Source organism: Thalassotalea crassostreae (assembly GCF_001831495.1).
In the GTDB taxonomy this organism is placed as follows: domain Bacteria; phylum Pseudomonadota; class Gammaproteobacteria; order Enterobacterales; family Alteromonadaceae; genus Thalassotalea_A; species Thalassotalea_A crassostreae.
This window is the reverse complement of sequence record NZ_CP017689.1, coordinates 1,887,886-1,912,061: the sequence shown is the minus strand read 5'-3', so window position 1 is coordinate 1,912,061 and position 24,176 is coordinate 1,887,886. Positions and strand designations below refer to the sequence as shown.

The following is a 24,176-nucleotide window of genomic DNA, read 5'->3' as shown; positions in this document are numbered from 1 at the left end:
TACTGTTCGTTTATATTTAAACCCTAATTATTTTAGGATTTTCAGATGACCACTCTACATGGTACTTTTCGCACTCTGGTTTATCAATACGAGAAAACGTATGTGCACCAAAGTAATCACGCTGTCCTTGTAGTAGGTTCGCAGGAAGAACTTCACAGCGCATAGAATCATAATAGCTTAAAGAAGCAGATAGTGCGCCAATAGGGATCCCCATTAATGTCGCCTTCGCAATTGCTTGGCGCCAGTTTTGTTGGTATTTACTCAGTTGTTCAGCAAAGAAATCATCGACTAATAAACTGTCTAAGTCTGCTTCACGTTCGAATGCATCAGTAATTGATTGCAAAAATATTGCACGAATAATACAACCTGCGCGCCATATTTTCGCAATTGATGCAAAATTTAGTTGCCAGTTATGTTCTGCTGAGGCGAGTTTCATTAGTTGGAAGCCTTGCGCATAAGCACAAATCTTAGAACAATAAAGTGCATCATGAAGCTGTTCGATAGCTTGTTGTTTTTCTTCTTCACTCATTTGTTCAGCTTCAGGGTTAGACAACACAGACGACGTTACTTTACGTAATGACTTAAACGATGAAATTGAACGAGCGTAAACTGCTTGAGAAATTGTTGGTGCCGGACAGCCAACTTCCAACGAACTTACCGCAGTCCACAGTCCTGTGCCCTTTTGTCCAGCTTTATCTAACACTATATCAACTAGGTGTTGTTTAGTTTCAACGTCTTTATAACGCAATACTTCAACAGAGATTTCCATTAGGTAGCTATCGAGCACACCTTTATTCCACTGTTCAAAGATATCTGCTATTTCATCGCAATCCAAACCTAAGCCTTCACGAAGTACATGATACGACTCACAGATCATTTGCATATCGGCATATTCAATGCCGTTATGAACCATTTTCACATAGTGACCGGCACCTGCTGGGCCAATATAATCGGCACAAGGTTCTCCTTGCTCAATTATTTGTCCAGGTTCTGTGCGCTCTAATGGCTTTCCAGTTTCGTTATCAACCTTTGCAGCAATTGCACTCCAGATTGGCTTAACTCTTGTCCAAGCGTAAGGAGAGCCACTTGGCATCAAAGCAGGACCAAATCTAGCACCTACTTCGCCGCCTGATACTGCTGAAGAAAAGAAGATAAAGTTATCTTTGTAGGTTTTCTCTCTTTCTACAGTATCAGTCCATAAACTATTACCTGTATCAATAACTATATCATCTGCTTGAATACCAGCACCGATTAAGTTTTGACACACATTGTCAACCACTTCGCCTGCTGGTACTGAAAGAACGATTAAATGAGGCGCTTTTAGTTTTGCTAATAATTCAGTGTAAGAAGAACAACCAACAATTCGAGGTTCTGCATTATTGGTTTCTGCAGCGTCTTGCGCTATTGCTGCATTTACTTTTTCATCGTCAAGATCAAAAGCTGCTATACGATAGCCATTATCAGCCAAATTGAGAACTAAGTTCTTGCCCATTACACCAAGACCAATAAAGCCAACATCGCAATCATTCATATTTTTAGACATTTTCTATTCCGTTGCTTAAACATGCTAATTTTAATTGTTTATTTAAACATGTTTTAAATTAAGGTTTTAATTGGCGCTATTGTGCCATAAACAGTATCAATATGTAACTTAAGTAACAAAATTCCCTTTTTTATCTAATTAAATTACATTTACAGGCGATTTTAACTTGATATTAACTGAAATTCGTGTAATTTTATTACATATATTGAATTCCAACTAAGTTATGAGGCTTAACATGAATAACATAGCAATTAACGGCTTTGGTCGCATCGGACGACTAGTACTAAGAGCAGCAATGAAAAGAACAGATATCAATGTTGTTGCTATTAACGATTTAATCGACATCGATTATATGGCCTACCTTTTAAAATACGATTCTACCCACGGTCGTTTCGACGGCACAGTTGAAGTGCAAGGCGACAACTTAGTAGTAAATGGAAAGAACATTCGCGTTACTAATGAACGTGACCCAGCTAAATTAAACTGGTCTGGCGTAAACGCAGAAATCGTTGTTGAATCTACTGGCTTATTCCTTACTGAAGAAACTGCAAACAAACATATCGAAGCTGGTGCACGTAAAGTAATTATGTCAGCTCCTTCTAAAGATGCTACACCAATGTTTGTTGCTGGTGTTAACTTCGACGAGTACAAAGGTGAAAACATTGTTTCAAATGCATCTTGTACAACAAACTGTTTAGCACCGTTAGTTAAAGTAATTAACGATAATTACGGTATTGAATCAGGTTTAATGACTACGGTTCACGCAACAACGTCTACACAGAAGACTGTTGATAGCCCTTCTGGTAAAGATTGGCGCGGTGGTCGTGGTGCTGGTCAGAATATCATTCCTTCATCTACAGGTGCTGCTAAAGCAGTTGGCCGTGTATTACCAGCATTAAATGGTAAATTAACAGGTATGGCATTCCGTGTTCCTACTGCAAACGTTTCAGTGGTTGATGTAACACTTAACTTAGTTCAAAGCGCAAGCTATGAACAAATCTGTGAGACGATTAAAGCAGCATCAGAAAATGAACTTAAAGGTATTTTAGGTTACACGGAAGATGCAGTAGTTTCGAACGACTTTATTGGTGAGTCTTGCACAAGTGTATTTGACGCAAAAGCTGGTATCGCAATGACTGACAAATTCGTTAAATTAGTATCTTGGTACGATAACGAAATGGGTTATTCAAACAAAGTATTAGATTTAGCAGAACATATCTTTGCATACGAGGAAGCAACCTCTGCAAAAAAGTTTAAAAAGGCTAGCTAGAAAGCCTGTCATTTTAAACTAACAAACAAAGCCCTGTTCTCCCCAGGGCTTTTTTATGTCTTTAATAAATGTAAATATCATCAGAATTAAGAGCAACATTAGATTGTTCTAGTTCTGGTTTGAGCGATTAGGCGACCTAAATAATATCCGATAAAGAGCATCAAAGATGTACGCACATAATTAGAAAGTGCGCACCGTCATTGCGTTGCAGAACGCAACCTCCTCCAGTAATAGCGTGCCGTTAAAAGCGTATATTATAAAGCCACTTCGAATCTGAAGGGGGTTACGGCCTGCGCCGTAATGACGGTATAATTTTTCTGATAATGTGCGAGCTGCTTTGGCGCGTTTTAACCGCTTTATTAACTGTCTCTGATTGGCGCTTTTCAGCCGGTCACAGCAATACCAAAAAGATCCTGAACCAAGCTCAGGAAATCGAGTTTTTCTATCCTCATCAGGTTTAATGAGCTCCTTCATTTCGGTTAAGTTTTTGGGGGAAGTCGACATCGCAGACATAAAAAAAGCAGAATTAAGAAATCTTAATTCTGCTTTTTGCTTACTTGTATAAATCTATATAGCTTTAGTACTTGCTAGCTTGCGCTACAGCTTCTTTAGTTAGTTCAGTGATACGAGACCAGTCTTTAGACTTGATCGCGTCATCTGGCACTATCCAAGAGCCGCCAATACATACAATACTATTTAAGCTTAAGTAGTTACCCATATTATCTAAGTTGATACCACCAGTTGGGCAAAACTTAATGTTTGGGAATGGTCCGGCAATTGATTTAATCGCTTTAGCGCCGCCAATAGCTTCCGCAGGGAAAAACTTAAAATGATCAAATCCTGCATCAATACCAGTCATTAATTCAGAAATAGACGCTATTCCTGGGATCAAAGGGATCTTAGTTCTAACAGATGCAGCTAATAGCTCTGGTGTTAAACCTGGACTGATCGCAAACTTGGCACCTGCATCAATTGCTTGATGTAACGTTTCAGCATTAGTAATGGTACCTGCACCAATCATTGCTTCTGGTACGTTATTTGCAATTTCTCGAATTACATCAAGTGCGTTTTCCGTTCTAAGCGTAACTTCTAATACCTTAATACCACCTGCCATTAATGCTTTGGCAATTGGTACAGCATCTTCTACATTTTCTATTACTAGTACAGGAACAACAGGACCCATAGCGAAAACTTCACCAGGTTGTGTTTTCCATTGATTTGTTAACGACATAAACCCTCATTAATATTTTGTTGTGTTAGATACGCACTTGCTCCTAATAGTCCTGGTTGTGATTCTGTGATCACATACGTAGGAATTTTGGCATTAAAGTGTGTAAAGCGTCCTTTTGCTTCAAAGCGTCTACGAAATCCGCTTTCTTCAAAAAATTCTAAAAATCTTGGTACGATACCACCAGCAATGTAAATTCCACCGAAAGCTGATGTATGCAGCGCCATATTACCGGCAAAACTACCTAATGTTTTACAAAACTGCAGCATTGCTTCTAAGCAAATATCGCAGCTTTTATCGATAGCTCTTTTTGATATATCCGCCGCACTATAATTGTTAGTTTCAACATCACTGACATGACATAATGCTTGATAAATTTGCTCGATACCTAGACCAGATAAAACTTGCTCATAGGATACTCGAGAATATTTTTCTCTTAGATAAGACAAAATAGCCACTTCTTGATCGTTGGTTGGAGCAAAGTCTGTATGCCCTCCTTCACCATCAACACTTATCCATTGGCCATTGCCCCAAATAAGGTTTGCAACTCCAAGTCCTGTTCCTGGACCACAGATACCAATAGGCTTATGTTGAACAGGTTCACCGCCACCGATTTTAACTTTTTGCCACTCATCTAACTCATTGATTGACCACGCCATCGCAGTGTAATCATTGATCATGTGTAGCGCATGTAAACCAAGATCATTTTTAAGCTTTGCCTTAGAAAAACTCCAAGGCAAATTAGTCATATGGATCAAATCTTGGTCAACCGGACAGGCAATTGCCAAACAAGCATTAACTAAGCTCTTGCTACTATCGATTTCAGATTTTTTAAGATAATCTTCGATCACTGAGCGTAAACTCGGATGTTCTTTACATTGATATGTCTGAATGTATTGACACTTACCTTCACTATCCAAACTCGCTATGCGCAAGTTGGTGCCGCCTATGTCGGCAACAATATTTATTACCGGCTTTGACATTAGGTGTTGTCCTCAACAAATAGTGAACATGCACCTAATTCAGCACCACTTAAATTATTTCTCATAAAACCAAACATTTCACGGCCCATGCCGACGTGTTCGTTTTGAGCTGTAAATTGCGCTTGTGGTCTTGCCGCGAGTTCACTTTCAGGAACATCAAGAGTTAATTCACCAGTGATACCATCAACGATGATCATGTCACCAGTTTGAACTTTACCGATCAAACCATTATCGATAGCTTCAGGTACTAAGTGAATTGCAGCCGGAACTTTACCTGACGCGCCAGACATACGGCCATCAGTCACTAAAGCGACGTTGAAGCCTTTATCTTGTAACACACCTAATGGCGGCGTTAATTTGTGCAATTCTGGCATACCGCGACCTTTAGGGCCTTGAAAACGCACAACCGCAACGAAATCTTTATCTAACTCACCTGCTTTAAATGCAATATCCAAATCATGTTGGTCTTCAAAAACTACTGCTGGTGCTTTTATAACTTCTTGGCCAGGTCTTAATGAACTGGTTTTTAATACCGAACGACCTAAATTACCTTTAAGAACTTTAAGGCCACCATCTTTCTTAAATGGTTGATCTGGATGAGCAATAACTTCTAAGTCGCCTGATACGTCAGTGCCATCAACCCATACAAGTTTACCATCTACCATAGTTGGTACTTGGGTGTACTTGTCTAAACCAGGACCACAAATTGTTTCTACATCTTGATGCAATAAGCCCATGCCGATTAACTCTTTAAATAACAGTGCCATACCACCAGCTTCTTGGAACTGGTTAATATCAGCGAAACCGTTTGGATAAATACGAGTCATTAATGGCGTAGCATTTGATAAATCACCAAAGTCATCCCAATTGATGATAATGCCGGCTGCACGAGCAAATGCAATAATGTGCATTGTTAAGTTGGTCGAACCACCCGTTGCTAATAACGCAACGATGGCGTTAACGATAGATTTTTCATCGATCATTTTACCAACTGGCGTATAGTTGCCATTTTGCTGTGTTAAACGAGTAACTTGAGTTGCTGCAGCTTTGGTTAATTCTTCACGTAATTCAGTATTTGGCGCAACAAACGAAGCACCTGGTAGATGAAGACCCATGATTTCTACAACAAGTTGATTCGAGTTGGCTGTTCCGAAGAAAGTACAGGTACCTGGACTGTGATAAGACGCTGATTCAGCTTCTAATAACGTATCTTCGCCAACTTCGCCTTTTGCGTATTGCTGTCTAACACGCGCTTTTTCTTTATTTGGAATACCTGAAGGCATTGGGCCTGCTGGTACAAATACTGTTGGTAAATGACCAAACGTCATCGCCGCAAGTAATAGACCAGGAACAATCTTGTCACAAATACCAAGCATCAAGGTACCATCAAACATATTGTGAGATAGCGCAACTGCTGATGACATTGCAATAACGTCACGACTCATTAAGCTCAAATCCATGCCTGGTTGGCCTTGAGTTACACCATCACACATTGCCGGTACACCACCAGCAAACTGAGCGACACCACCAGTTTCATTAACTGCTTTTTTAATGATCGCTGGATAAGTTTCGTATGGTTGATGAGCTGAAAGCATATCGTTGTAAGCTGAAACAATCGCGATATCGCTATGATTCAATTGTTTTAAAATTGCTTTATCTTGCTTCGAACACGCAGCAAATCCATGGGCTAAGTTACCACAACTCAATTGAGAGCGGTGAACTTTAGAAGATTTTGCTTGTTCAATTTTTGCTAGATACTCACCACGTGTCTTTTTGCTACGTTCGATAATTCGATTAGTGATCTCTAGAATTTGTGGATTCATTTTTACAGAAGAATTGGCCATAATTATTTAGTCCAGTATATTTCGCAGGTTTTCTGCGGGTGACTTAAAAATGCACGTATTGGCATTTCTAACGCGTTATCGCTGGCTAGAGCTTGTTCTAATACTTGTTTCTTATTATCTCCAACAACATGTAGATACAAACTAGAGGTATTGATTAACGCTGAAAAATTAAAGGTAATGCGCTCATATGGCGCTGTAGTAGGGACAACTTTCATCAGTGCAGGTTGTGCAGTGTCACTTAACCCTACCGAAATTTGTTGGCTGCACGGGAACAACGACGCGGTATGACCGTCTTCGCCCATTCCAAGAATAACAACATCTAAAGGTAACACTTGCAGAGCTTGTTCATTCAAAGCTTCAAGACTATTATCGTCTAATTCATCGCCTTGCTTTAAAACAAAAAACGATGCATCTTTTGCTTTATTAACTAACAAGTTTTCTCTAATTAGCTTAGTGTTACTATCGTTATGGTCAACATCAACCCATCGGTCATCTGCCAAAGTTACAGTAACTTTTGACCAATCAAGATCTGTGTTAGACAGTGCTTGAAAGAAACCTTTCGGTGTACTGCCGCCAGAAAATGCGATGCTAGCTTTGCCATTTTTCGCAATTGCTTGTGATAAATTCGCCGTAACAACGTCGGCAAACTGATTGTCTAATTCAGCTTTTGATTGAAATTCATTTAAGTGATGCATTATTCCTCCCAACTTCTATCGTCACGAGCAATTAATGCTATAGAGCTTACAGGCCCCCATGACCCAGCGCTGTATGACTTAGGTGGTTCATTTGATGCTTCCCAAGCGTCTAACACACCATCAGCCCATGTCCATGCTGCTTCAATTTCGTCCCGACGAATAAACAATGCCTGGCTACCGTGAATCGCGCTTAATACCAGACGTTCATAGGCATCAATAACTCGTTCATTGTCGTGGACATCAGAGAAGCTTAAATCGAGTTTAGTTTCACTGATTTCTAAATTCTTTGTCATTCCTGGTACTTTATTCATTACCGTTAATTCAACACCCTCATCAGGCTGTAGACGGATAGTCAGTTTATTAGCTGGTAATTGCGAAAAACTATGACCAAAAATGTTATGTGGTTGATGCTTAAATTGGATCACAACTTCAGAGTGTTTACATGGCATTCTTTTACCGGTACGCATATAAAAAGGTACACCAGCCCAACGCCAGTTATCAATCTCAGCTTTAATCGCGACAAATGTTTCGGTGGTACTTTTCTTATTTGCACCTTCTTCTTCCAGGTAACCAGGAACAACACCACCATTTAAATGGCCTTTCGCATATTGACCACGAACTGTTTTCTCATGAATGTTTGTTCTATCAATAGGGCGAAGCGCTTTTAAAACTTTTAATTTTTCGTCACGTATGTTTTCAGAGGACAAATCTGTTGGCGGCTCCATCGCTAACAACGATAATATTTGCAATAAGTGGTTTTGCACCATATCTCGCATTTGCCCAACGCCGTCATAAAATCCCCAACGACCTTCGATACCAACACTTTCAGCTACGGTGATTTGTACATGATCTATACAATTATGATCCCAGTTAGTACTAAACAATGAATTAGCAAAGCGCAATGCAAGGAGGTTTAATACAGTTTCTTTACCTAGGTAATGATCTATACGATAGATTTGTGACTCTTCAAAATACTCATTAACTTGATCGTTAATAACTTTTGATGATGCTAAATCATGACCAATTGGTTTTTCCATGATCACGCGTGCGTACTCGTTATCTAGTCCATGTGCATTAAGACCTTCACAAATCAAGCCATACACTGACGGCGGAGTAGCTAAGTAATATAACGTTTCTGACTTACTTGGTATTAAATCTTTAATTTTTTTGAACGCTTTTTTATCAGAGAAGTCCACTTTGGCATAGTCAAAACGGCTAATAAAACGAGTAAGCGGCTTTTCTTCTATATCTTTGGGAATAAACTCATTAAGGCAATCGATGACAAACTGTTGAAATTGCTCTTTATCAAAGTCGTTTCTGGCTACACCAATAATTTTATTTACTGTAGCTAATTGATTTTCACGTTCTAATTGGTATAAAGCGGCAAACAGTTTACGGCGTGACAAATCACCCCCAGCGCCCAGTAAAACAATGTTTTCTGCATTTTTTAAATTTTGTTCTGGCATATTATTCTCGTTAAAGCTGAATGAAAACAAATTACATTTAGGGACTAATTTAAACACTTTTCAACAATAGGTAAAGCACTAAATGTAATTTTATTACACGGATTATAAGTTTATTCCGTTAAATTTGCTAAATTATGCAATATTTTAACAATATATGTTTCAAATTTACTGAAAAATGGTTACTATCGGGTAAATATATGAAATAAATTTTCATAATTAACTTGCTGTCTAATAAAAATAACTTTCAATACCAGCAATTTTAAAGGGTTTAGTAATGAACATTTTAGAAAAAATTAACAATGAATTTGAAACGTTTAGTAAATCTGAACGTAAGGTGGCGGAGGTTATACTCGCCTCTCCTTCTACAGTAATCCATGCAAGTATAGCTGCTTTGGCTAAACAAGCTGATATTAGCGAACCTACTGTCAATAGATTTTGTCGTCGTCTAGATACTAAGGGTTACCCTGATTTTAAACTACATCTTGCACAAAGTCTTGCTAATGGTACTCCATATGTAAACAGACATGTAGATGAAAATGATAGTGCCGACGAATACACGACTAAAATATTCGAATCAACAATGGCCAACCTTGAAATGGCACGTAAAAGTTTGGATACAAGTCTAATAAACCGAGCTGTTGACGTGTTAACTCAAGCAAAGAAGATATCATTCTTTGGATTAGGTGCCTCAGCTATTGTTGCCCATGATGCCCAAAACAAATTTTTTCGATTCAATGTTCCTGTTGTTTATTTTGATGACATATTGATGCAACGCATGAGCAGCATCAACAGTATTCAAGGCGATGTAGTGGTTATGATCTCTCATACAGGTCGTACAAAGCCACTGGTAGAGGTTGCACATATTGCTCGAGAAAACGACGCCATTGTGATCGGTATTACCGATGCTGGTTCTCCGTTAGCGAAGGAATGTAATATTGTTCTTTCTCCAGTTGTATCTGAAGATACCGACTTGTACATGCCAATGGCGTCAAGAATTGCTCAATTAACACTCATTGATGTATTAGCGACCGGATTTACTCTGCGTCGCGGTGATAAATTTAGAGATAACTTGAAAAAAGTTAAAGACAGTTTACGTAGTTCACGATTTGATATCGTAAATAAACATTTATAAAAGGTTAGAAAATAATGCCAAGAAGAACGAAGATAGTAGCCACACTCGGCCCTGCAACAGACGATTATAATGTACTGCGCGATGTTATTGCTGCAGGAGTTAACGTTGTACGCTTAAACTTTTCACACGGTGTACCTGCGGATCATATCGAACGTGCAAATAACGTCCGTAAAGTTGCCAAAGAACTAAATACTTACGTAGGTATTTTAGGTGATTTACAAGGGCCTAAAATCCGCGTATCAACGTTTAAAGATGGTCCAATCACATTAGAAATCGGTGACAAATTTGTTTTAGATGCAGATCTTGGCAAAGGTCTTGGTACTAAAGACTCTGTCGGAATTGATTATAAAGAGTTACCTAATGATGTAACAGCGGGCGACATCCTATTACTTGATGATGGTCGTGTTCAGCTTAAAGTTGAATCAATCGAAGGCAACAAAGTTAATACAATCACCACTGTTGGTGGTCCACTTTCAAATAATAAAGGGATTAATCGCCAAGGTGGTGGCCTTTCTGCTGCTGCACTTACAGACAAAGATAAAGAAGACATTAAATTAGCTGCAAAAATTGATGTTGATTTCCTTGCGGTTTCCTTCCCTCGTGATGCTGCTGACATGCGCGAAGCTCGATTGCTAGCTAACGAAGCAAATTGTAATGCTCGTTTAGTTTCAAAAATAGAACGTGCGGAAGCTGTGAATGACGAAAAAGTTTTAGATGAAATTATCTTAGCTTCTGACGTTGTAATGGTAGCTCGTGGTGATCTAGGCGTTGAGATTGGCGATGCCGAACTTGTTGGTAAACAAAAGCATATTATTGCTCGTAGCCGCCAGTTAGACCGTGTTGTTATCACAGCGACACAAATGATGGAAACTATGATTTCTCAACCTATGCCAACACGTGCAGAAGTTATGGATGTAGCAAACGCTGTATTAGATGGCACAGATGCTGTAATGCTTAGTGCAGAAACTGCTGCTGGTAAATATCCGGTAGAAACAGTTCAAGCAATGTCAAAGGTTTGTTTAGGTGCTGAAAAGCAGCGCTCTGTGAATAAATCAGGTCACCGTAATGAATTAAACTTTACTGACATTTCTGAAACATTAGCAATGTCTGCAATGTATGCCGCTAACCACTTAGAAGGTGTTCGAGCAATCATTTCACTGAGTGAATCTGGTAAGACTGCGAAGTTAATGTCTCGTATTACTTCAGGTCTTCCGATTTTCTGTTTATCACGTCACGTAAAAACTCTATCAAAGTCAGCAATTTATCGCGGCGTATACCCTGTGTCATTTGATTCAACAGTTTCTAATGCGTTGTCAAAAGATGTTTTACAAGCAGTAAGAACTGCTGGTTTAGTGGACTTTGCTGAAGGTGATTTAGTGATATTCACTCGTGGTGACGCGATGGAAACTATCGGTGCCACAAACACCTTAAAAGTATTAACTATGTAATTACTGTTTTAATTCGATTTAACGGCTATGCTAAAAATAGGGATAGCAATTTAAATTGAAGTAAAACAATGACTAAACAGGTTAAAAATAAAACTATCGCGGTATTATGCAGCGGTGGAGATGCGCCAGGAATGAATGCAGCAATTCGTGCAGTCACCCTGGCGTCTTTACATTTCAACCATCGAATAATTGGCTTCCAGCATGGATACAATGGCTTAATCGATAATGATTATATTGAACTCGATGAAGCTAAAGTCAGAGATATTATCCATCTTGGTGGTACAATTTTAAAAAGTGGCCGCAGCAAGGAGTTCCTTACTCAAGCAGGTCAAGCCAAAGCTGCCGAAAACCTCAACGCAAATAATATTGATGCTTTGATTGTCATTGGTGGTGATGGTTCATTTAGCGGTTTACTAAACCTTAATAAGATTTACCAAGGCCAACTCATCGGTATCCCCGGTACAATCGACAACGATATAGATGGTACAGAAAACACCATAGGCTTTGCTACCGCAGTAAATACAGGGCTTGACGCTATCGATAAGATTCGAGATACCGCAGATGCATTTGAGCGGATATTTTTGGTTGAAGTTATGGGCCGTCATAGTGGTTTTCTGGCCCTAAACGTTGGAATTGCGAGTGCAGCTGAACAAGTCTTAACATTCGAGAGCTTTACTAACCCAGGTAAAGAGCTAAGAAATATCAGTGAACATATTCATGCTTGCCGCGAGCAACGTGGTTTATCGAGCTACATTATTGTCGTGGCCGAAAACCTATGGCCTGGAGGTTTAGATAAACTGGCTAGTGATTTGAAAGAATATGCAAATATCGATTCTACCCCCTGTGTATTAGGATATATTCAACGCGGCGGCTCACCTGTTGCAAAAGATAGAATATTGGCGACAAAGCTGTCTATAGCGGCTATTAGCGCAATCAATGAAGGTAAGCATATGGTAATGACAGCTGAATCTTCAGGAAATGTGCTTTTTGTCGATATTAATGACGCGATTCAGCACAAAAAGCAAGTCAACGGTAGTTTACTCACCGCGCAAAATTCAATACTAGATATTGCAGAGATTGTAAAAGCCCATAAGCTTTAAAACATAACGTGATTTAACAACCGCTATAACTATCTTTATCCTAAAACCGCGTGTTTAACTTTATCTTTATAACTGCGACTTACTTTAAGTTCTTTTAGATTAGTTAATACCACGTAATACTCACCATTAACGTGGTTGCCAAACTTATCTATAAAGCCTTTATTGATAATCGTCGAACGGTGAATGCGAATGAACTTCTTAGGATCAAGAATCTCTTCAAGTTCCTTCATCGTTTTTCGAAGGATATGTGTTTCGGTATGCGTGTGAACCACCATGTAGTCACCGGCGGCATCGATACATAATATATCTTCGGTAGGTACGAGTTTTGTTTCGCCAACGTCCTTAATTGCAAGAACGTCTGAATATTGGGTGATATTCACTTCACTATTTTGCGCTAAGTCTTGTAGAATTTGTTCGCAGTCTTGACCTGTCACATGACTCACTAGCTTAACTAATTTGCCCTTGTGTTCGCTGTCTTTATGTCGATTTAACCTGCTAGACACCTTATTTAAAGCAAGCTCCAAACGCTCATGGTCTACCGGTTTAAGTAAATAATCTAGTGCATGTACTTCAAACGCTTTTATCGCATATTGGTCGAATGCGGTGACAAAAACAATCATCGGCATTTCTATACCACGTTCGTTTAGTTGCTTTAAAACTTCAAAACCATTGGTTTGTGGCATCTGAATATCCAAAAATACCAGATCGGGGCTAATATTTATTATCGCTTCTATCGCTTCTCGACCATTGGTACATTGGGCAACTATATCAACCTGTTCAAACGCACCTAACCGGATAGCAAGACCTTTTCTTGCTAGCGGTTCGTCATCAACGATGATGGTTTTGATCGTTTTTTCCATTAACTATTATCTACTTGAAATGGGATCCTAATGTTTATTTTAACGCCTGATGGAATATTGTCACTAACTACTAGCGAATAATTATTGTCGTAGAGTGTTGCAAGTCGCTCTTGAGTATTTGCTAAGCCAACACCATTCTCTCTAGATAGGCTGCCATCTTTAATATCTGCACCTGGCCCATTGTCAGCAATTTCAAGCTGTAAATCATTAGCAAAGCGAGACACACTAATCGATATACATCCTCCCTGCTCTTGCACTGCTATGGCATGCTTAATTGCGTTTTCAACTAACGGTTGAAATATCATGCTCGGAACCAACGCGTTTTGGCAGTTGTTCTGAATTTCAAATTTTAACGTTAACCGCTCTTCAAACCGAACTTTTTCGATTTCCAAATATAAGCTCAATGCTTTTATTTCATTGGCCAACGTAACTTTTTTCATTGGGTCCATATCTAACGAATAGCGCAGGAAGTCACTAAGCTTAGTTACCATTGAATTGGCGGTTTTATTGTCATCAATCATAACTAACGTTGAAATTGCATTAAGTGTATTAAACAAGAAATGAGGATTTAATTGATAACGCAACATCTTAAGCTGTGCTTGGTTTGCCATGCTATTGGCTTTAAGAACTTTTTGTTTTTCAGCTTCGAGCATTTGGTAATACTTGATGCCAAAATACAATAAACTCCAAGACAGCATTATATAAAATGACCAAACCGCTGATTGGGTATAATAGAGCAAGTTGTCTGGTCTAAAGCCGTGTTTATAAATTTCCCAGTGAGTAATATTTTTCACTATTTGCCATAAGAGCCCCGACATATAAGACGCAGCAAAGACCACTAAGGCGATATAAATTGGTTTAAAACTCCAGGCTTTTTTGTAGATATAACGAAGTGGTATCGAGAACAGCGCTCCAGCATATGCACTTAAGAAAATCATCCATGTAAATAAGTCTCTGACATCATGTAACAGTGAGCCAAGATAATTAACCAAGGCAAAACCGAGCCAGCCACCTAAATGTAGCAACCAGAAAAAACGATTACGGTTTTCTATAAAGTCTTTCCAATTCAAAATGATACTCTTAATTAATGGAAATAGTATTTGTACCATTAATTATCTGTGAAATTTGTATTAATAACACTGTAGTTAGTCCCGACGAATCGGTTATTTATCTCAAATATAGCGCTAAAACTCAGCTTTATGATTGATGGAGAGTAGTTAAAATAAATTTATAAATGGCGAATCCGCTAATACTTGAATCCGACTCAGCATTATCCAAATCATACAAACAAAACCATAAGTGGTTGATTATGTTGCAAATCACCAAGTAACGCGTTACCTTGTTATTATCTAATTTAACGGTTGCAACTCCGTTTATACTGGATAGTTGCTGATAATAATGAACTAAGTCTGCAGTTTGTGATCGGGATAGTTGATTTATTGAAGCGCACATAGCAACCTCATATTCTCTCTCTGCTAAGCATGCATATTCCCAATCAACCAACTGAATTAGATTACTTCCAATGTGACAATTTGTATGATCGGTTAGCAAAATATTATTTAAGTTAATATCACCATGACAACTTACCAAGTTGCTTTTATCGATAGCGATCTCATCTACGATTTGATTAACGCGGCCTAAAATGTCGGAGTTTTGTTCATCACTTAAATTAACCGCACGCAAAAGTTGCTGTATCACTTTTTGTAATTTAATAGCACTGACTGGTAAGACTAACTGATGAGTTCGATAAGCACACTCTGCCAATATTTTAATTGTCTGTGTGCTTTGCTTATCAGCTTCCTTATCGGCTTCGGTATCAGAAGCAGTTAATTTAGGCGACTGCCCTGCAACATACTCATTTATTAGCAACCGGTGCTCTTTATCAACATCGATAAGTTTAGGGCTAAGACCACAATCCCCGGTTAGTTTTGCAATCATCGCTTGTTGCTCTATAAAGCTATGATCGTTTACTGATGCATTTCGCTCACTAAACACTTTAACGAATAATGTTTGCTTGTCAGCAATAGCTCTAAAGCAACAGTGCGATAGGCCTTGTGTAATTTCGCTAAGCAAAGGTGAATTAGACAAACCTAACCTTTGCGCTACGATTTTTCCGACCTTCGCTTTGTCGACCAGCATGAGGAAACTAAAGCCTTAAGTTAAAATAGTAATATTGATTAGAGTTCATCTTCAATTTCTGAACGATCACCACCAATAAACTTACAAACAAACACCGCTGTACCAACGGTTTCATGAACAACTTTAATTTCATCCATAACGGTTTTTACGGCGATGTCATAATCACCAAATACCTGAGTACTCATACCATTGGTAATTACTTTTAACTGTTCGTTATCTCGAAGTTTATAGATAAAATTCCAAATTTCTTTTTTAAACTTTTCTTCTGCTAACGGGTACAAACTGATTTCGATTGAGATCTTCATTTACGACTCTTTTTGATTTAAACGATTAATGTCTTTTCAACGTATTAATGCTCTGACCTCTGTCAGGCTTGTTATTGTTAATACTACTTAATAGATAGCATTCGACCTAGCGGCTGACCGCCTACTAAATGCATATGAATATGATACACCTCTTGGCCGCCATGACTATTGCAGTTCATTATCAAACGATAACCATCTTCTGCTATACCTTCATCAGCAGCAAGCTTCTTGGCAACGGTGATCATGCGTCCAAGGGCTAATTCGTCACTTTCCTGTACATCATTAACCGTTGGTATTAGTTTGTTTGGAATAATTAATATATGCGTATCTGCTTGCGGTGAAATATCTCTAAACGCGGTCACTAAATCATCTTGATATAAAAGCGGTGTCGGTATTTCTTGACGAATTATCTTAGAGAATATAGTTTCTTCAGCCATAGTGTTTTACCAATTAAATTATTGTTGAAAGTTTAAATGATTATAGAGGCTGTGGCACAAACAACAATCCTTTATTAGCGCTTTTTCTCTAACATTTTAATAAATGACTCAGAATCTTCTATTGCCTTATTCATAACCGACATTAAAACGGTTATATCTCGCTTTATGGTTTCAAATTCATCGGCTATTGCACCAATAGCTTGTGCATTTAAATTGTGTTTTAGGTACAGTGTATTATCTTTTAGCGCCGCTAAAACAGGTTCCATTCTTGAATGAGCCTTATCCATACTGCGTATCAACTGCTCGTAATCATGTTTGGTAGTGGCTAATTGCTTTTCGCTTCGACGTTTTAAATCTTTATTCGTGTATTGTTCAATTTCATCTTGCCATTCAATAAATAAAGCAATAGCAACATCTTCAATGTCATCTATTCGTTCTTCAACTTCATCTGCCGCTTCTTGGCTGGCCTCGTAGTTATCTTTAGTTTCTTCATATTGCTGTTCAAGATCGCCCCCTTCAAACTGAATAAGCTCTGATAACTGTTCCTATGCCGATTGAAATTGCTTTTGTGCGTCTTGTTGAGACTGCTGGGCGTCTTCAACACGTTCTACCATGATATCTCGTTTATGATAGCCCATCATTTCCATGACAGAGTAATAGCTCGACTGACAACCAGCGATAGAAATAGACAATAAAATTAAAACGGTTTTGAACAGAGGTTTGAACGGCATAATTATTAACTATTGTTTTAGTTCGATAGTTATAAAGAATATGAAACTTATCTGGATTTAACAAACGCTAAGCGAATATATTGTTCGAATAAAAACGGGTATGAGCAATAACATTGTGTCATTGATTAGGTTTAATAAAAGAATTGTAAAACAAAGAAATTGGAGCGGCTAACGAGACTCGAACTCGTGACATTCACGTTGGCAACGTGATGCTCTACCAGCTGAGCTACAGCCGCTTCATATAGAGCCTTTGCTTTTTGTACATTGATGAAATGGTTAATACCATGAATGTTACCTGAAGCTGGACTTGAATCACCACGTCTCGGTATAAAGAGTACGAGGGATTTTAAATCCTGATTAAGGCGAACACCATAAAATGGTACCCGGGGCCGGACTTGAACAACCACGTCTCGGTATAAAGAATACGAGGGATTTTAAATCACAAGATCACAAATTTCAGTCGCTAAATAATTTATGACTGATATTTAAATTCTATAATTTAATTGGAATTGTAAAACAAAGAAATTGGAGCGGCTAACGAGACTCGAACTCGTGACATTCACGTTGGCAACGTGATGCTCTACCAACTGAGCTACAGCCGCTTCATATAGAGCCTTTGCTTTTTGTACATTGATGAAATGGTTAATACCATGAATGTTACCTGAAACTGGACTTGAATCACCACGTCTCGGTATAAAGAGTACGAGGGATTTTAAATCCTGATTAAGGCGAACACCATAAAATGGTACCCGGGGCCGGACTTGAACCGGCACGTCCGTTAAGACGAGGGATTTTAAATCCCTTGTGTCTACCAATTCCACCACCCGGGCACTGTGCTCTCATGATAAGAGTTATGCCTTTCATTTCTCAATGAACAAGTAGCAAAATGTAGATTGGAGCGGCTAACGAGACTCGAACTCGTGACATTCACGTTGGCAACGTGATGCTCTACCAGCTGAGCTACAGCCGCTTCATATAATCTATTGCAAAATCTAAATTGGAGCGGCTAACGAGACTCGAACTCGTGACATTCACGTTGGCAACGTGATGCTCTACCAGCTGAGCTACAGCCGCTTCATTTAGTTTTACCTAACTATTATAAATAATAGATTTTTTTCTTACAACCCTTACTTGCCTTTGTAAGGTACCCTTATCCGTGCCTAGCGGTACGCTCTTCCTAAATGGATTTGCGCGGGATTTTCTTTTCTAACACCCCAAACGTGTACGATGAAAATGGTACCCGGGGCCGGACTTGAACCGGCACGTCCGTTAAGACGAGGGATTTTAAATCCCTTGTGTCTACCAATTCCACCACCCGGGCAAAGTGGAGGCGGGTCCCGGAGTCGAACCGAGGTCCACGGATTTGCAATCCGCTGCATAGCCACTCTGCCAACCCGCCAATTTTCATCGTCAAGCTGGTGATGTACTTCCTTAGAAATTTGGAGCGGCTAACGAGACTCGAACTCGTGACATTCACGTTGGCAACGTGATGCTCTACCAGCTGAGCTACAGCCGCTTTCCAATGTTGACTCCTTGTCAACGGATGTGCATTCTACATCGTTCTATTGATGAGTCAACACTTAAATATCAATTTTTTTCTGTTTGCTCAAAATTCAACTAATCTGCTGCATTTTTAGCTAATTTCTGTAATTGTTTGGTTACTTTTTACCCGACAATTGTGGCCAAGAAGCTTTAAGATATTGAAACATTGACACAAAAGCGAATACCGTTGCGAAAAAATAAAACATCCATGCTGCCCAAATGATCACATCAGCTGGCAAATCAAACAAAATTAAAGGAATTGGATAGTTTGGCTGCCATATTAATCCCATCAACGCTAACATCTGAGCGGCAGTTTTCCATTTTCCTAATTCAGAAACAGCAACATCCCCTCTTTTGCCAAGGTCTGCCATAAACTCTCGCAGCGCAGAAATAACAATTTCTCGAGCAATCATAATTACAGCAGGAATAGTTACCCATATATTGCGATATTCTGAAACAATCAAAACTAATGCGATTGTTACCATTAATTTATCAGCTACGGGGTCCATAAAAGCACCAAAACGACTTGATTGTTTTAATCGTCTTGCTAAATAACCATCTAGCGCATCACTAACTGATGCAACCCAAAAAACACCAAACGCAGCAAAATTTGACCAGTTCTTGGAAAATAAGTCGGGCATCATGTCATGCATGTAATACACAACGATGAAGACTGGGATTAAAATAATCCGAAATAATGTTACTTGGTTAGGAATTGTCCACATAAATTTTACAACTAGCCTTAATAGCTTTTTATTTTGGTTTTATTGTACTTGATAGATTTCATATGTCACGCAGATGAAACGATATAAATTCTATTTGATACACTTTTTTTTATTATCAACGTATACAGCTTATTTTACTTACGCTTGAAAATGTTGATGAATTGTTTTGGCGAGCTCAGTACTGATCCCTGGCACCTTAGTTAATTCATCAACACTGGCTTTTTTCACTTCTTGTAAGCCACCTAAGTACTTTAAAAGTGCTTGTCGTTTTTTTGCTCCAATGCCTGGTATATCTTCTATCGTAGATTTTTTCGCCACCTTACCGCGCTTTGCTCTATGACCTGCAATAGCAAAGCGATGAGACTCATCTCTAACGTGTTGCACCAAATGCAAAGCGCCAGATGTTGCTGGTAACGAAATTAATTGATGCGACCCTGCCATTATTAGGGTTTCTAATCCTGGTTTACGTGACTCACCTTTAGCAACACCAATTAACATCGGTGTTTTGGTCAAGCTCGATTCGGCAAAAAAAGCTTCAGCTCTCGCTAACTGCCCTTTACCACCATCTATAAAGATAATGTCAGGCATATTCTCGCCATCTTTCACTTTGCCGTAGCGTTTATTTAACGCAAACGACATGGCCGCATAATCATCTCCAGGGGTGATGCCAACGACGTTGTAACGACGGTAGTCACTTTTTAACGGCCCTTCTGTATTAAATACCACGCAAGAAGCAATTGTTTGTTGCCCCATGGTATGACTGATATCAAAACATTCAATTCTTTCGATCGGTTGGGTTAACTCAAACACTTTATGTAATTCTGCAAAACGAGCTTGCATCGATTCTTTATGAGCGTTTTTCACATTTAATGCGTTCTCAGCATTAGTCGTAGCAAGTTTTAAATAACGTGAGCGTTCACTGCGAACATTGACTGATAACTTCACGTCATGCTCCGCCTGCTCACTCAGCAGCTTAGCTAATTCAGCTTGAGACTCTATTGCTATTGGCAATACGATTTCTTTCGCTATATGGCTTTGCTCAACTGCTTGACCGAGATAATGCTGACTGATAAAAGCTTGCACTATCTCTTCATCACTAGTTTGTGCAGGAATATTAGGGAAATAACTCTTACTACCCAAAATCTTTTGATCGCGAACAAACAGTAGATGGATACAAGCTTGGTTCTTTAAACGATAAAAACCAACCACATCTAATTCAGCAGTAATACCCGTGACAAACTGTTGTTGTTGAACTTTTCTAAGCGTTGCTATTTGATCACGAAAGTTGGCCGCTTGCTCAAATTCTAAACCGACACTTGCTTGTTCCATCTTAGAAACTAACGTTGAAATCACTTGTTCGTTTTTGCCTTGTAAAAACATTCGAGCAAGGTTTACTTGTTGTTTGTAATCTTGTTCTGATATTTTATCGACACAAGGCGCACTGCAACGTTTAAGTTGATATTGCAAACAAGGGCGAGAACGTGCGCGATAATAACTATCTTCGCACTGCCTTATCGGAAATAGCTTTTGCATTAAGCGCAAACTTTCCCATACTGCTCCTGCCGTTGGGAATGGGCCAAAATACTCACCCTTAATTCGCTTTCCACCTCGATGAGCGCCAAGTTTAGGGTGCTTATGATCGGTGATGACAAGGTATGGATAGGATTTGTCGTCTCGTAATAAGATATTGTATTTAGGCTGATACTTCTTAATGTAGTTGTTTTCAAGAATTAGCGCTTCGCCTTCAGTATGAGTAACAGTGACATCTATCGCTTGAATTTGATTTACTAATGCTTGTGTTTTAACGCTTCCTAGATCTTTTCTAAAATAGCTTGATAAACGTTTTTTTAGATCTTTTGCTTTACCAACATAAATGATTGTCTGTTGTTCATCGTACATTCGATATACACCGCTTTGCGCGGTAACAGACTTTAAGAACCCTTGATGGTCAAAGACCGTCTTAGGATCTATCGCTGATTTGTTTTCAGTTTCGTTCATATTAACTAAATGCTTTCGCTATTTAACATTCCGTAACGAATCGCTAAATGGGTTAATTCTACATCATTGCTAATCGATAGCTTTTCAAACATGCGGTAGCGATAGCTATTAATTGTTTTGCTACTCAAGTTCAATTGTTTAGAAATGTCGACCACCTTTTCACCTCGGGTGATCATCATCATGATTTGTAGCTCTCGTTCAGATAAACTTGCAAACGGTGATTCATCCGGCGCATTAAATTGACTTAACGCCATCTGTTGGGCGATTTCCGGTGTCAGGTATCGTTGCCCTGCTTTTACCGCTTTTATCGCATGGACCATTTGTTCAGGACCCGCATTTTTAGTTAAAAAGCCTGAAGCGCCAATTTGCATTACTTTAGTTGGAAATGGCTCTTCTACATGTACGGTTAACACGATTATTTTAATGTCAGGGTGATAACGTATAATTCGTTTAGTCGCTTCCATACCGCCAATACCTGGCATATTCATATCCATAAGAACAACATCAACGCTTTGTTCTTTACAATAACTTATCGCTTCCTCACCGGTAGCAACTTCAGCAACAACTTCAATACCTTTAGCATCGGCCAGCAATCGACTCACGCCCATTCTTACCAAATCATGATCATCCACTAATAACACTTTGATCATTGTCTATTCCTTATTTTTATTATTGCTTAAAGTTTATTTTCGTTTAACCAACGATTCAATAAACCAATCTGTCCATTTTTATACGCAGCATAGGTAATTCGAATGGCATTAGAAAGAACGGTGCTATCGGTCCAATCCGTTTGCGAGCATATCTTCTCGTAACACTCCATGGCTTCATTAGATAAATAACCTCTAACTTCTTTCTTACCCTGGTCTTTTTGTTTATCTCTGTATCTTTTTTGCTTTTCGGCATTGGTTAATGCGATTTTTTTGCTAGGCTTATCATTCATTGCGTTAACTTATAGTTATTATTTATTTGGTTATGGTTACGCATAACTTAATTAATTGCAATTTATTTAAAAATAAGTTGTTTAGTGTACAAGTGTTCGCTAAAGTACACACCCTAGAATTTTGCTAAAATAATACGTTTATTTATATATGAAAAATTTTTTATATAGACGACCGTACAAATAGCAACCGTCTTTACTTAAATTGAGAAAAAAGACTCATGGAACAAAAAAACTCATACGATAAAGCTGGCTTGATCCAAGCTGGTACAGGTGAATTATTCGGTCCGGGTAATTCAAAACTTCCTTCTGACAATATGTTAATGATGGACCGTATTATTAAAATCACCGATGAAGGTGGTAAATATGGTAAAGGCGAAATCATTGCTGAATTAGATATCAACCCAGATCTTTGGTTCTTTGATTGTCACTTTAAAGGTGACCCAGTAATGCCTGGTTGTCTTGGTCTTGATGCTATGTGGCAATTAGTTGGCTTTTTCTTAGCATGGTCTGGCGGCCCTGGTTTAGGCAGAGCGTTAGGTGTAGGTGAAGTTAAATTCACTGGTCAAATTCTACCAACGGCAAGCAAAGTGACTTACCGTATCGATTTAAAACGTGTTATCAAGCGTAAACTGTTTATGGGTTTAGCTGATGGTACTGTAGAAGTTGATGGCCGTGTAATCTATCAAGCAACTGATCTTAAAGTTGGTCTGTTTGAAGATACTAGCAAATTCTAAACTGCTAAAATATTGAATGATTAAGGGAAGCTAATGCTTCCCTTTTTTATGCGCAGCTAACTACGTCCGTACATTTTATCAAAGTTCGGAATTCTAGTTTCCCAAATTGGAACATTTTCACCGACGATTTCTTTGATAGTATCTAAGAACAATTTGGTTTTTAACGGTGCATTTCGATGTGGGTAAACCGCATAAAACGTACCATAATCCGTTAAATTTATGTGGGTCATGATAGGAACAAGCTTTCCTTCCAATATCTCATTTTCAACCATTTGCGCAGTTATTACCGTCAACATATTTCCATCAAGCACTGTATTAATAAGCATTTCAACATCATTAACCTTGTAACTAGGATTCAATTGAAAATACTCTTCATTACCTGAATTGTCTAAATATTGGAATCTGTCAATCAACAACCCCTGAGCTGAATATACTACTGCAGGCATATTCTCTAATTTAGGGATGGTTGTCGCTAAGCCATATTTTTCTATAAACTCTGGCGCAGCTACTATCAATAAACGATTTCTCGCGATCTGCTTAGACATGAGATTAGATTCTTTAGGTTTGCCAATACGAAAACCTAGATCAAAGCCCTCTCCAACTATATCGACCATTCTATCTTCTAAAAGCAACTCAACTCTAATATCCGGATATAACACTTGAAACTTTAATATCGCTTGTTGCACGTATTGACGACCAAATAACGTCGAACTGGAGATTTTCAGCTCACCTCTTGGTTCACTGTGATAATTTTCAGCTAAACGTATTGAGTTATTCAGTAAGTCTCTTAAATGAATTGCCTGGCTAACCATTTCGGTTCCGGCAACCGTTAATGATAATGCACGTGTTGTCCGATTAAGGAGTTGCACACCTAACTCTTGTTCAAGCCGAACAATTTGTTTTGAAATAGCAGACCGATTGACATTTCTATGCTCTGCTACTTTTGTAAAACTGCCCAATTCTGACACCTCTAACAATAGTAACAATCGACTAGCAAGATCCATAAAACACCTATTCTCTGTTTTATTGTTTCCATTATGGAAACATTATAATTCT

General features: G+C 38.7%; 21 protein-coding genes, 8 tRNA genes and 1 pseudogene. 5 read left to right on the top strand and 25 right to left on the bottom strand.

From position 1 onward, the window contains the following. Positions 1-16: 16 nt before the first annotated feature. A complete protein-coding gene (gene gndA / locus LT090_RS08245; RefSeq protein WP_068546390.1) occupies positions 17-1,543 on the bottom strand; it encodes an NADP-dependent phosphogluconate dehydrogenase in 1,527 nt (508 codons plus the stop codon). Positions 1,544-1,778: 235 nt separating this feature from the next. Here gndA and gap point away from each other — a divergent pair, with 235 nt between their 5' ends. Beyond that, positions 1,779-2,813, top strand: coding sequence for a type I glyceraldehyde-3-phosphate dehydrogenase (gap, locus tag LT090_RS08240; RefSeq protein WP_068546391.1), 1,035 nt, complete (start codon positions 1,779-1,781; stop codon positions 2,811-2,813). Positions 2,814-3,390: 577 nt separating this feature from the next. Here the strand turns inward: gap and LT090_RS08230 are convergent. Genes LT090_RS08230 through zwf form a run of 5 tightly spaced genes read right to left on the bottom strand, consistent with a single transcriptional unit; the run spans position 3,391 to position 9,029 of the window. Next, a complete protein-coding gene (locus tag LT090_RS08230; protein WP_068546393.1) occupies positions 3,391-4,044 on the bottom strand; it encodes a bifunctional 4-hydroxy-2-oxoglutarate aldolase/2-dehydro-3-deoxy-phosphogluconate aldolase in 654 nt (217 codons plus the stop codon). Then, positions 4,035-5,024, bottom strand: a complete 990-nt coding sequence (locus LT090_RS08225; RefSeq protein WP_068546394.1) for a glucokinase — start codon at positions 5,022-5,024, stop codon at positions 4,035-4,037. Before LT090_RS08225 ends, LT090_RS08230 begins: the two co-directional genes overlap by 10 nt. Further along, positions 5,024-6,847, bottom strand: coding sequence for a phosphogluconate dehydratase (edd, locus tag LT090_RS08220; protein ID WP_068546475.1), 1,824 nt, complete (start codon positions 6,845-6,847; stop codon positions 5,024-5,026). The genes LT090_RS08225 and edd overlap by 1 nt, the downstream gene beginning before the upstream one ends. Before the next feature lie 23 nt (positions 6,848-6,870). Then, the gene (gene pgl, locus LT090_RS08215; RefSeq protein ID WP_068546395.1) at positions 6,871-7,563 is read right to left on the bottom strand and encodes a 6-phosphogluconolactonase; all 693 of its coding nucleotides are present in this window, start codon (positions 7,561-7,563) and stop codon (positions 6,871-6,873) included. Then, positions 7,563-9,029 carry a glucose-6-phosphate dehydrogenase gene (gene zwf / locus LT090_RS08210; protein WP_068546396.1) on the bottom strand — a complete coding sequence of 489 codons (1,467 nt, stop codon included), beginning with the start codon at positions 9,027-9,029 and terminating at the stop codon, positions 7,563-7,565. Before zwf ends, pgl begins: the two co-directional genes overlap by 1 nt. A gap of 274 nt (positions 9,030-9,303) precedes the next feature. On the opposite strand from zwf, the gene LT090_RS08205 reads away from it, so the two are divergent. The 3 genes from LT090_RS08205 (at position 9,304) to LT090_RS08195 (ending at position 12,709) form a co-directional block, all read left to right on the top strand. Further along, positions 9,304-10,161: a MurR/RpiR family transcriptional regulator gene (locus tag LT090_RS08205; protein ID WP_068546397.1), complete on the top strand. Its 858-nt coding sequence runs from the start codon at positions 9,304-9,306 to the stop codon at positions 10,159-10,161. A gap of 14 nt (positions 10,162-10,175) precedes the next feature. Further along, on the top strand, positions 10,176-11,609 hold the full coding sequence (gene pyk, locus LT090_RS08200; protein ID WP_068546398.1) for a pyruvate kinase: 1,434 nt from the start codon (positions 10,176-10,178) through the stop codon (positions 11,607-11,609). 68 nt (positions 11,610-11,677) lie between these two features. Beyond that, complete coding sequence (locus LT090_RS08195) at positions 11,678-12,709, top strand: 6-phosphofructokinase (protein WP_068546399.1); 1,032 nt, start codon at positions 11,678-11,680, stop codon at positions 12,707-12,709. Between the two features lie 35 nt (positions 12,710-12,744). Here LT090_RS08195 and LT090_RS08190 read toward each other — a convergent pair whose 3' ends face one another. The 18 genes and pseudogenes from LT090_RS08190 to LT090_RS08105 all read right to left on the bottom strand — a co-directional run bounded on the left by LT090_RS08190 (position 12,745) and on the right by LT090_RS08105 (position 22,386). Continuing rightward, complete coding sequence (locus LT090_RS08190; RefSeq protein WP_068546400.1) at positions 12,745-13,569, bottom strand: LytR/AlgR family response regulator transcription factor; 825 nt, start codon at positions 13,567-13,569, stop codon at positions 12,745-12,747. Further along, complete coding sequence (locus LT090_RS08185; protein ID WP_068546401.1) at positions 13,569-14,639, bottom strand: sensor histidine kinase; 1,071 nt, start codon at positions 14,637-14,639, stop codon at positions 13,569-13,571. The genes LT090_RS08190 and LT090_RS08185 overlap by 1 nt, the downstream gene beginning before the upstream one ends. 127 nt (positions 14,640-14,766) lie before the next feature. Beyond that, positions 14,767-15,657 carry a phosphotransferase gene (locus tag LT090_RS08180; protein ID WP_162272306.1) on the bottom strand — a complete coding sequence of 297 codons (891 nt, stop codon included), beginning with the start codon at positions 15,655-15,657 and terminating at the stop codon, positions 14,767-14,769. Positions 15,658-15,746: 89 nt separating this feature from the next. Then, positions 15,747-16,013, bottom strand: a complete 267-nt coding sequence (locus LT090_RS08175) for a hypothetical protein (RefSeq protein WP_068546403.1) — start codon at positions 16,011-16,013, stop codon at positions 15,747-15,749. 83 nt (positions 16,014-16,096) lie between these two features. Continuing rightward, positions 16,097-16,450 carry a purine nucleoside phosphoramidase gene (hinT, locus tag LT090_RS08170; RefSeq protein ID WP_068546404.1) on the bottom strand — a complete coding sequence of 118 codons (354 nt, stop codon included), beginning with the start codon at positions 16,448-16,450 and terminating at the stop codon, positions 16,097-16,099. Positions 16,451-16,524: 74 nt separating this feature from the next. Further along, positions 16,525-17,181 (bottom strand): annotated as a pseudogene (locus LT090_RS08165) (DUF2959 family protein). Between the two features lie 160 nt (positions 17,182-17,341). Next, positions 17,342-17,417, bottom strand: a tRNA-Gly gene (locus tag LT090_RS08160). A 290-nt stretch (positions 17,418-17,707) separates the two neighbouring features. Continuing rightward, positions 17,708-17,783: transfer RNA gene (locus tag LT090_RS08155), tRNA-Gly, on the bottom strand. 141 nt (positions 17,784-17,924) lie between these two features. Next, a tRNA-Leu gene (locus tag LT090_RS08150) sits at positions 17,925-18,011 on the bottom strand. A 64-nt stretch (positions 18,012-18,075) separates the two neighbouring features. After that, positions 18,076-18,151, bottom strand: a tRNA-Gly gene (locus LT090_RS08145). Between the two features lie 28 nt (positions 18,152-18,179). Then, positions 18,180-18,255, bottom strand: a tRNA-Gly gene (locus LT090_RS08140). Between the two features lie 160 nt (positions 18,256-18,415). Beyond that, positions 18,416-18,502 (bottom strand) — tRNA-Leu (locus tag LT090_RS08135). A 4-nt stretch (positions 18,503-18,506) separates the two neighbouring features. After that, positions 18,507-18,580, bottom strand: a tRNA-Cys gene (locus LT090_RS08130). Positions 18,581-18,621: 41 nt separating this feature from the next. Next, positions 18,622-18,697, bottom strand: a tRNA-Gly gene (locus LT090_RS08125). A gap of 142 nt (positions 18,698-18,839) precedes the next feature. Beyond that, entirely contained in the window at positions 18,840-19,448 is a 609-nt protein-coding gene (gene pgsA / locus LT090_RS08120) for a CDP-diacylglycerol--glycerol-3-phosphate 3-phosphatidyltransferase (RefSeq protein WP_068546405.1), read from the bottom strand. 138 nt (positions 19,449-19,586) lie between these two features. Then, on the bottom strand, positions 19,587-21,446 hold the full coding sequence (uvrC, locus tag LT090_RS08115) for an excinuclease ABC subunit UvrC (protein WP_068546406.1): 1,860 nt from the start codon (positions 21,444-21,446) through the stop codon (positions 19,587-19,589). 5 nt (positions 21,447-21,451) lie between these two features. Beyond that, positions 21,452-22,096: a UvrY/SirA/GacA family response regulator transcription factor gene (uvrY, locus tag LT090_RS08110; protein WP_068546407.1), complete on the bottom strand. Its 645-nt coding sequence runs from the start codon at positions 22,094-22,096 to the stop codon at positions 21,452-21,454. A 26-nt stretch (positions 22,097-22,122) separates the two neighbouring features. After that, positions 22,123-22,386, bottom strand: coding sequence for a hypothetical protein (locus LT090_RS08105; RefSeq protein ID WP_068546408.1), 264 nt, complete (start codon positions 22,384-22,386; stop codon positions 22,123-22,125). A 218-nt stretch (positions 22,387-22,604) separates the two neighbouring features. Here LT090_RS08105 and fabA point away from each other — a divergent pair, with 218 nt between their 5' ends. Continuing rightward, a complete protein-coding gene (gene fabA / locus LT090_RS08100; protein ID WP_068546409.1) occupies positions 22,605-23,120 on the top strand; it encodes a 3-hydroxyacyl-[acyl-carrier-protein] dehydratase FabA in 516 nt (171 codons plus the stop codon). 56 nt (positions 23,121-23,176) lie between these two features. On the opposite strand, the gene LT090_RS08095 is transcribed toward fabA, so the two are convergent. Next, a complete protein-coding gene (locus LT090_RS08095; protein ID WP_068546410.1) occupies positions 23,177-24,124 on the bottom strand; it encodes a LysR family transcriptional regulator in 948 nt (315 codons plus the stop codon). Positions 24,125-24,176 lie beyond the last annotated feature (52 nt).

Bases quoted from the DNA above. Each gene is read 5' to 3' on its own strand.
- LT090_RS08095 (WP_068546410.1), bottom strand. From the start codon at position 24,124: ATGGATCTTGCTAGTCGATTGTTACTATTGTTAGAGGTGTCAGAATTG.
- edd (WP_068546475.1), bottom strand. From the start codon at position 6,847: ATGAATCCACAAATTCTAGAGATCACTAATCGAATTATCGAACGTAGC.
- gndA (WP_068546390.1), bottom strand. From the start codon at position 1,543: ATGTCTAAAAATATGAATGATTGCGATGTTGGCTTTATTGGTCTTGGT.
- fabA (WP_068546409.1), top strand. From the start codon at position 22,605: ATGGAACAAAAAAACTCATACGATAAAGCTGGCTTGATCCAAGCTGGT.
- LT090_RS08205 (WP_068546397.1), top strand. From the start codon at position 9,304: ATGAACATTTTAGAAAAAATTAACAATGAATTTGAAACGTTTAGTAAA.
- pyk (WP_068546398.1), top strand. From the start codon at position 10,176: ATGCCAAGAAGAACGAAGATAGTAGCCACACTCGGCCCTGCAACAGAC.
- LT090_RS08225 (WP_068546394.1), bottom strand. From the start codon at position 5,024: ATGTCAAAGCCGGTAATAAATATTGTTGCCGACATAGGCGGCACCAAC.
- LT090_RS08175 (WP_068546403.1), bottom strand. From the start codon at position 16,013: ATGAAGATCTCAATCGAAATCAGTTTGTACCCGTTAGCAGAAGAAAAG.
- uvrY (WP_068546407.1), bottom strand. From the start codon at position 22,096: ATGATCAAAGTGTTATTAGTGGATGATCATGATTTGGTAAGAATGGGC.
- pgl (WP_068546395.1), bottom strand. From the start codon at position 7,563: ATGCATCACTTAAATGAATTTCAATCAAAAGCTGAATTAGACAATCAG.
- LT090_RS08230 (WP_068546393.1), bottom strand. From the start codon at position 4,044: ATGTCGTTAACAAATCAATGGAAAACACAACCTGGTGAAGTTTTCGCT.
- LT090_RS08190 (WP_068546400.1), bottom strand. From the start codon at position 13,569: ATGGAAAAAACGATCAAAACCATCATCGTTGATGACGAACCGCTAGCA.
- gap (WP_068546391.1), top strand. From the start codon at position 1,779: ATGAATAACATAGCAATTAACGGCTTTGGTCGCATCGGACGACTAGTA.
- hinT (WP_068546404.1), bottom strand. From the start codon at position 16,450: ATGGCTGAAGAAACTATATTCTCTAAGATAATTCGTCAAGAAATACCG.
- LT090_RS08105 (WP_068546408.1), bottom strand. From the start codon at position 22,386: ATGAATGATAAGCCTAGCAAAAAAATCGCATTAACCAATGCCGAAAAG.
- pgsA (WP_068546405.1), bottom strand. From the start codon at position 19,448: ATGTGGACAATTCCTAACCAAGTAACATTATTTCGGATTATTTTAATC.
- LT090_RS08195 (WP_068546399.1), top strand. From the start codon at position 11,678: ATGACTAAACAGGTTAAAAATAAAACTATCGCGGTATTATGCAGCGGT.
- uvrC (WP_068546406.1), bottom strand. From the start codon at position 21,446: ATGAACGAAACTGAAAACAAATCAGCGATAGATCCTAAGACGGTCTTT.
- zwf (WP_068546396.1), bottom strand. From the start codon at position 9,029: ATGCCAGAACAAAATTTAAAAAATGCAGAAAACATTGTTTTACTGGGC.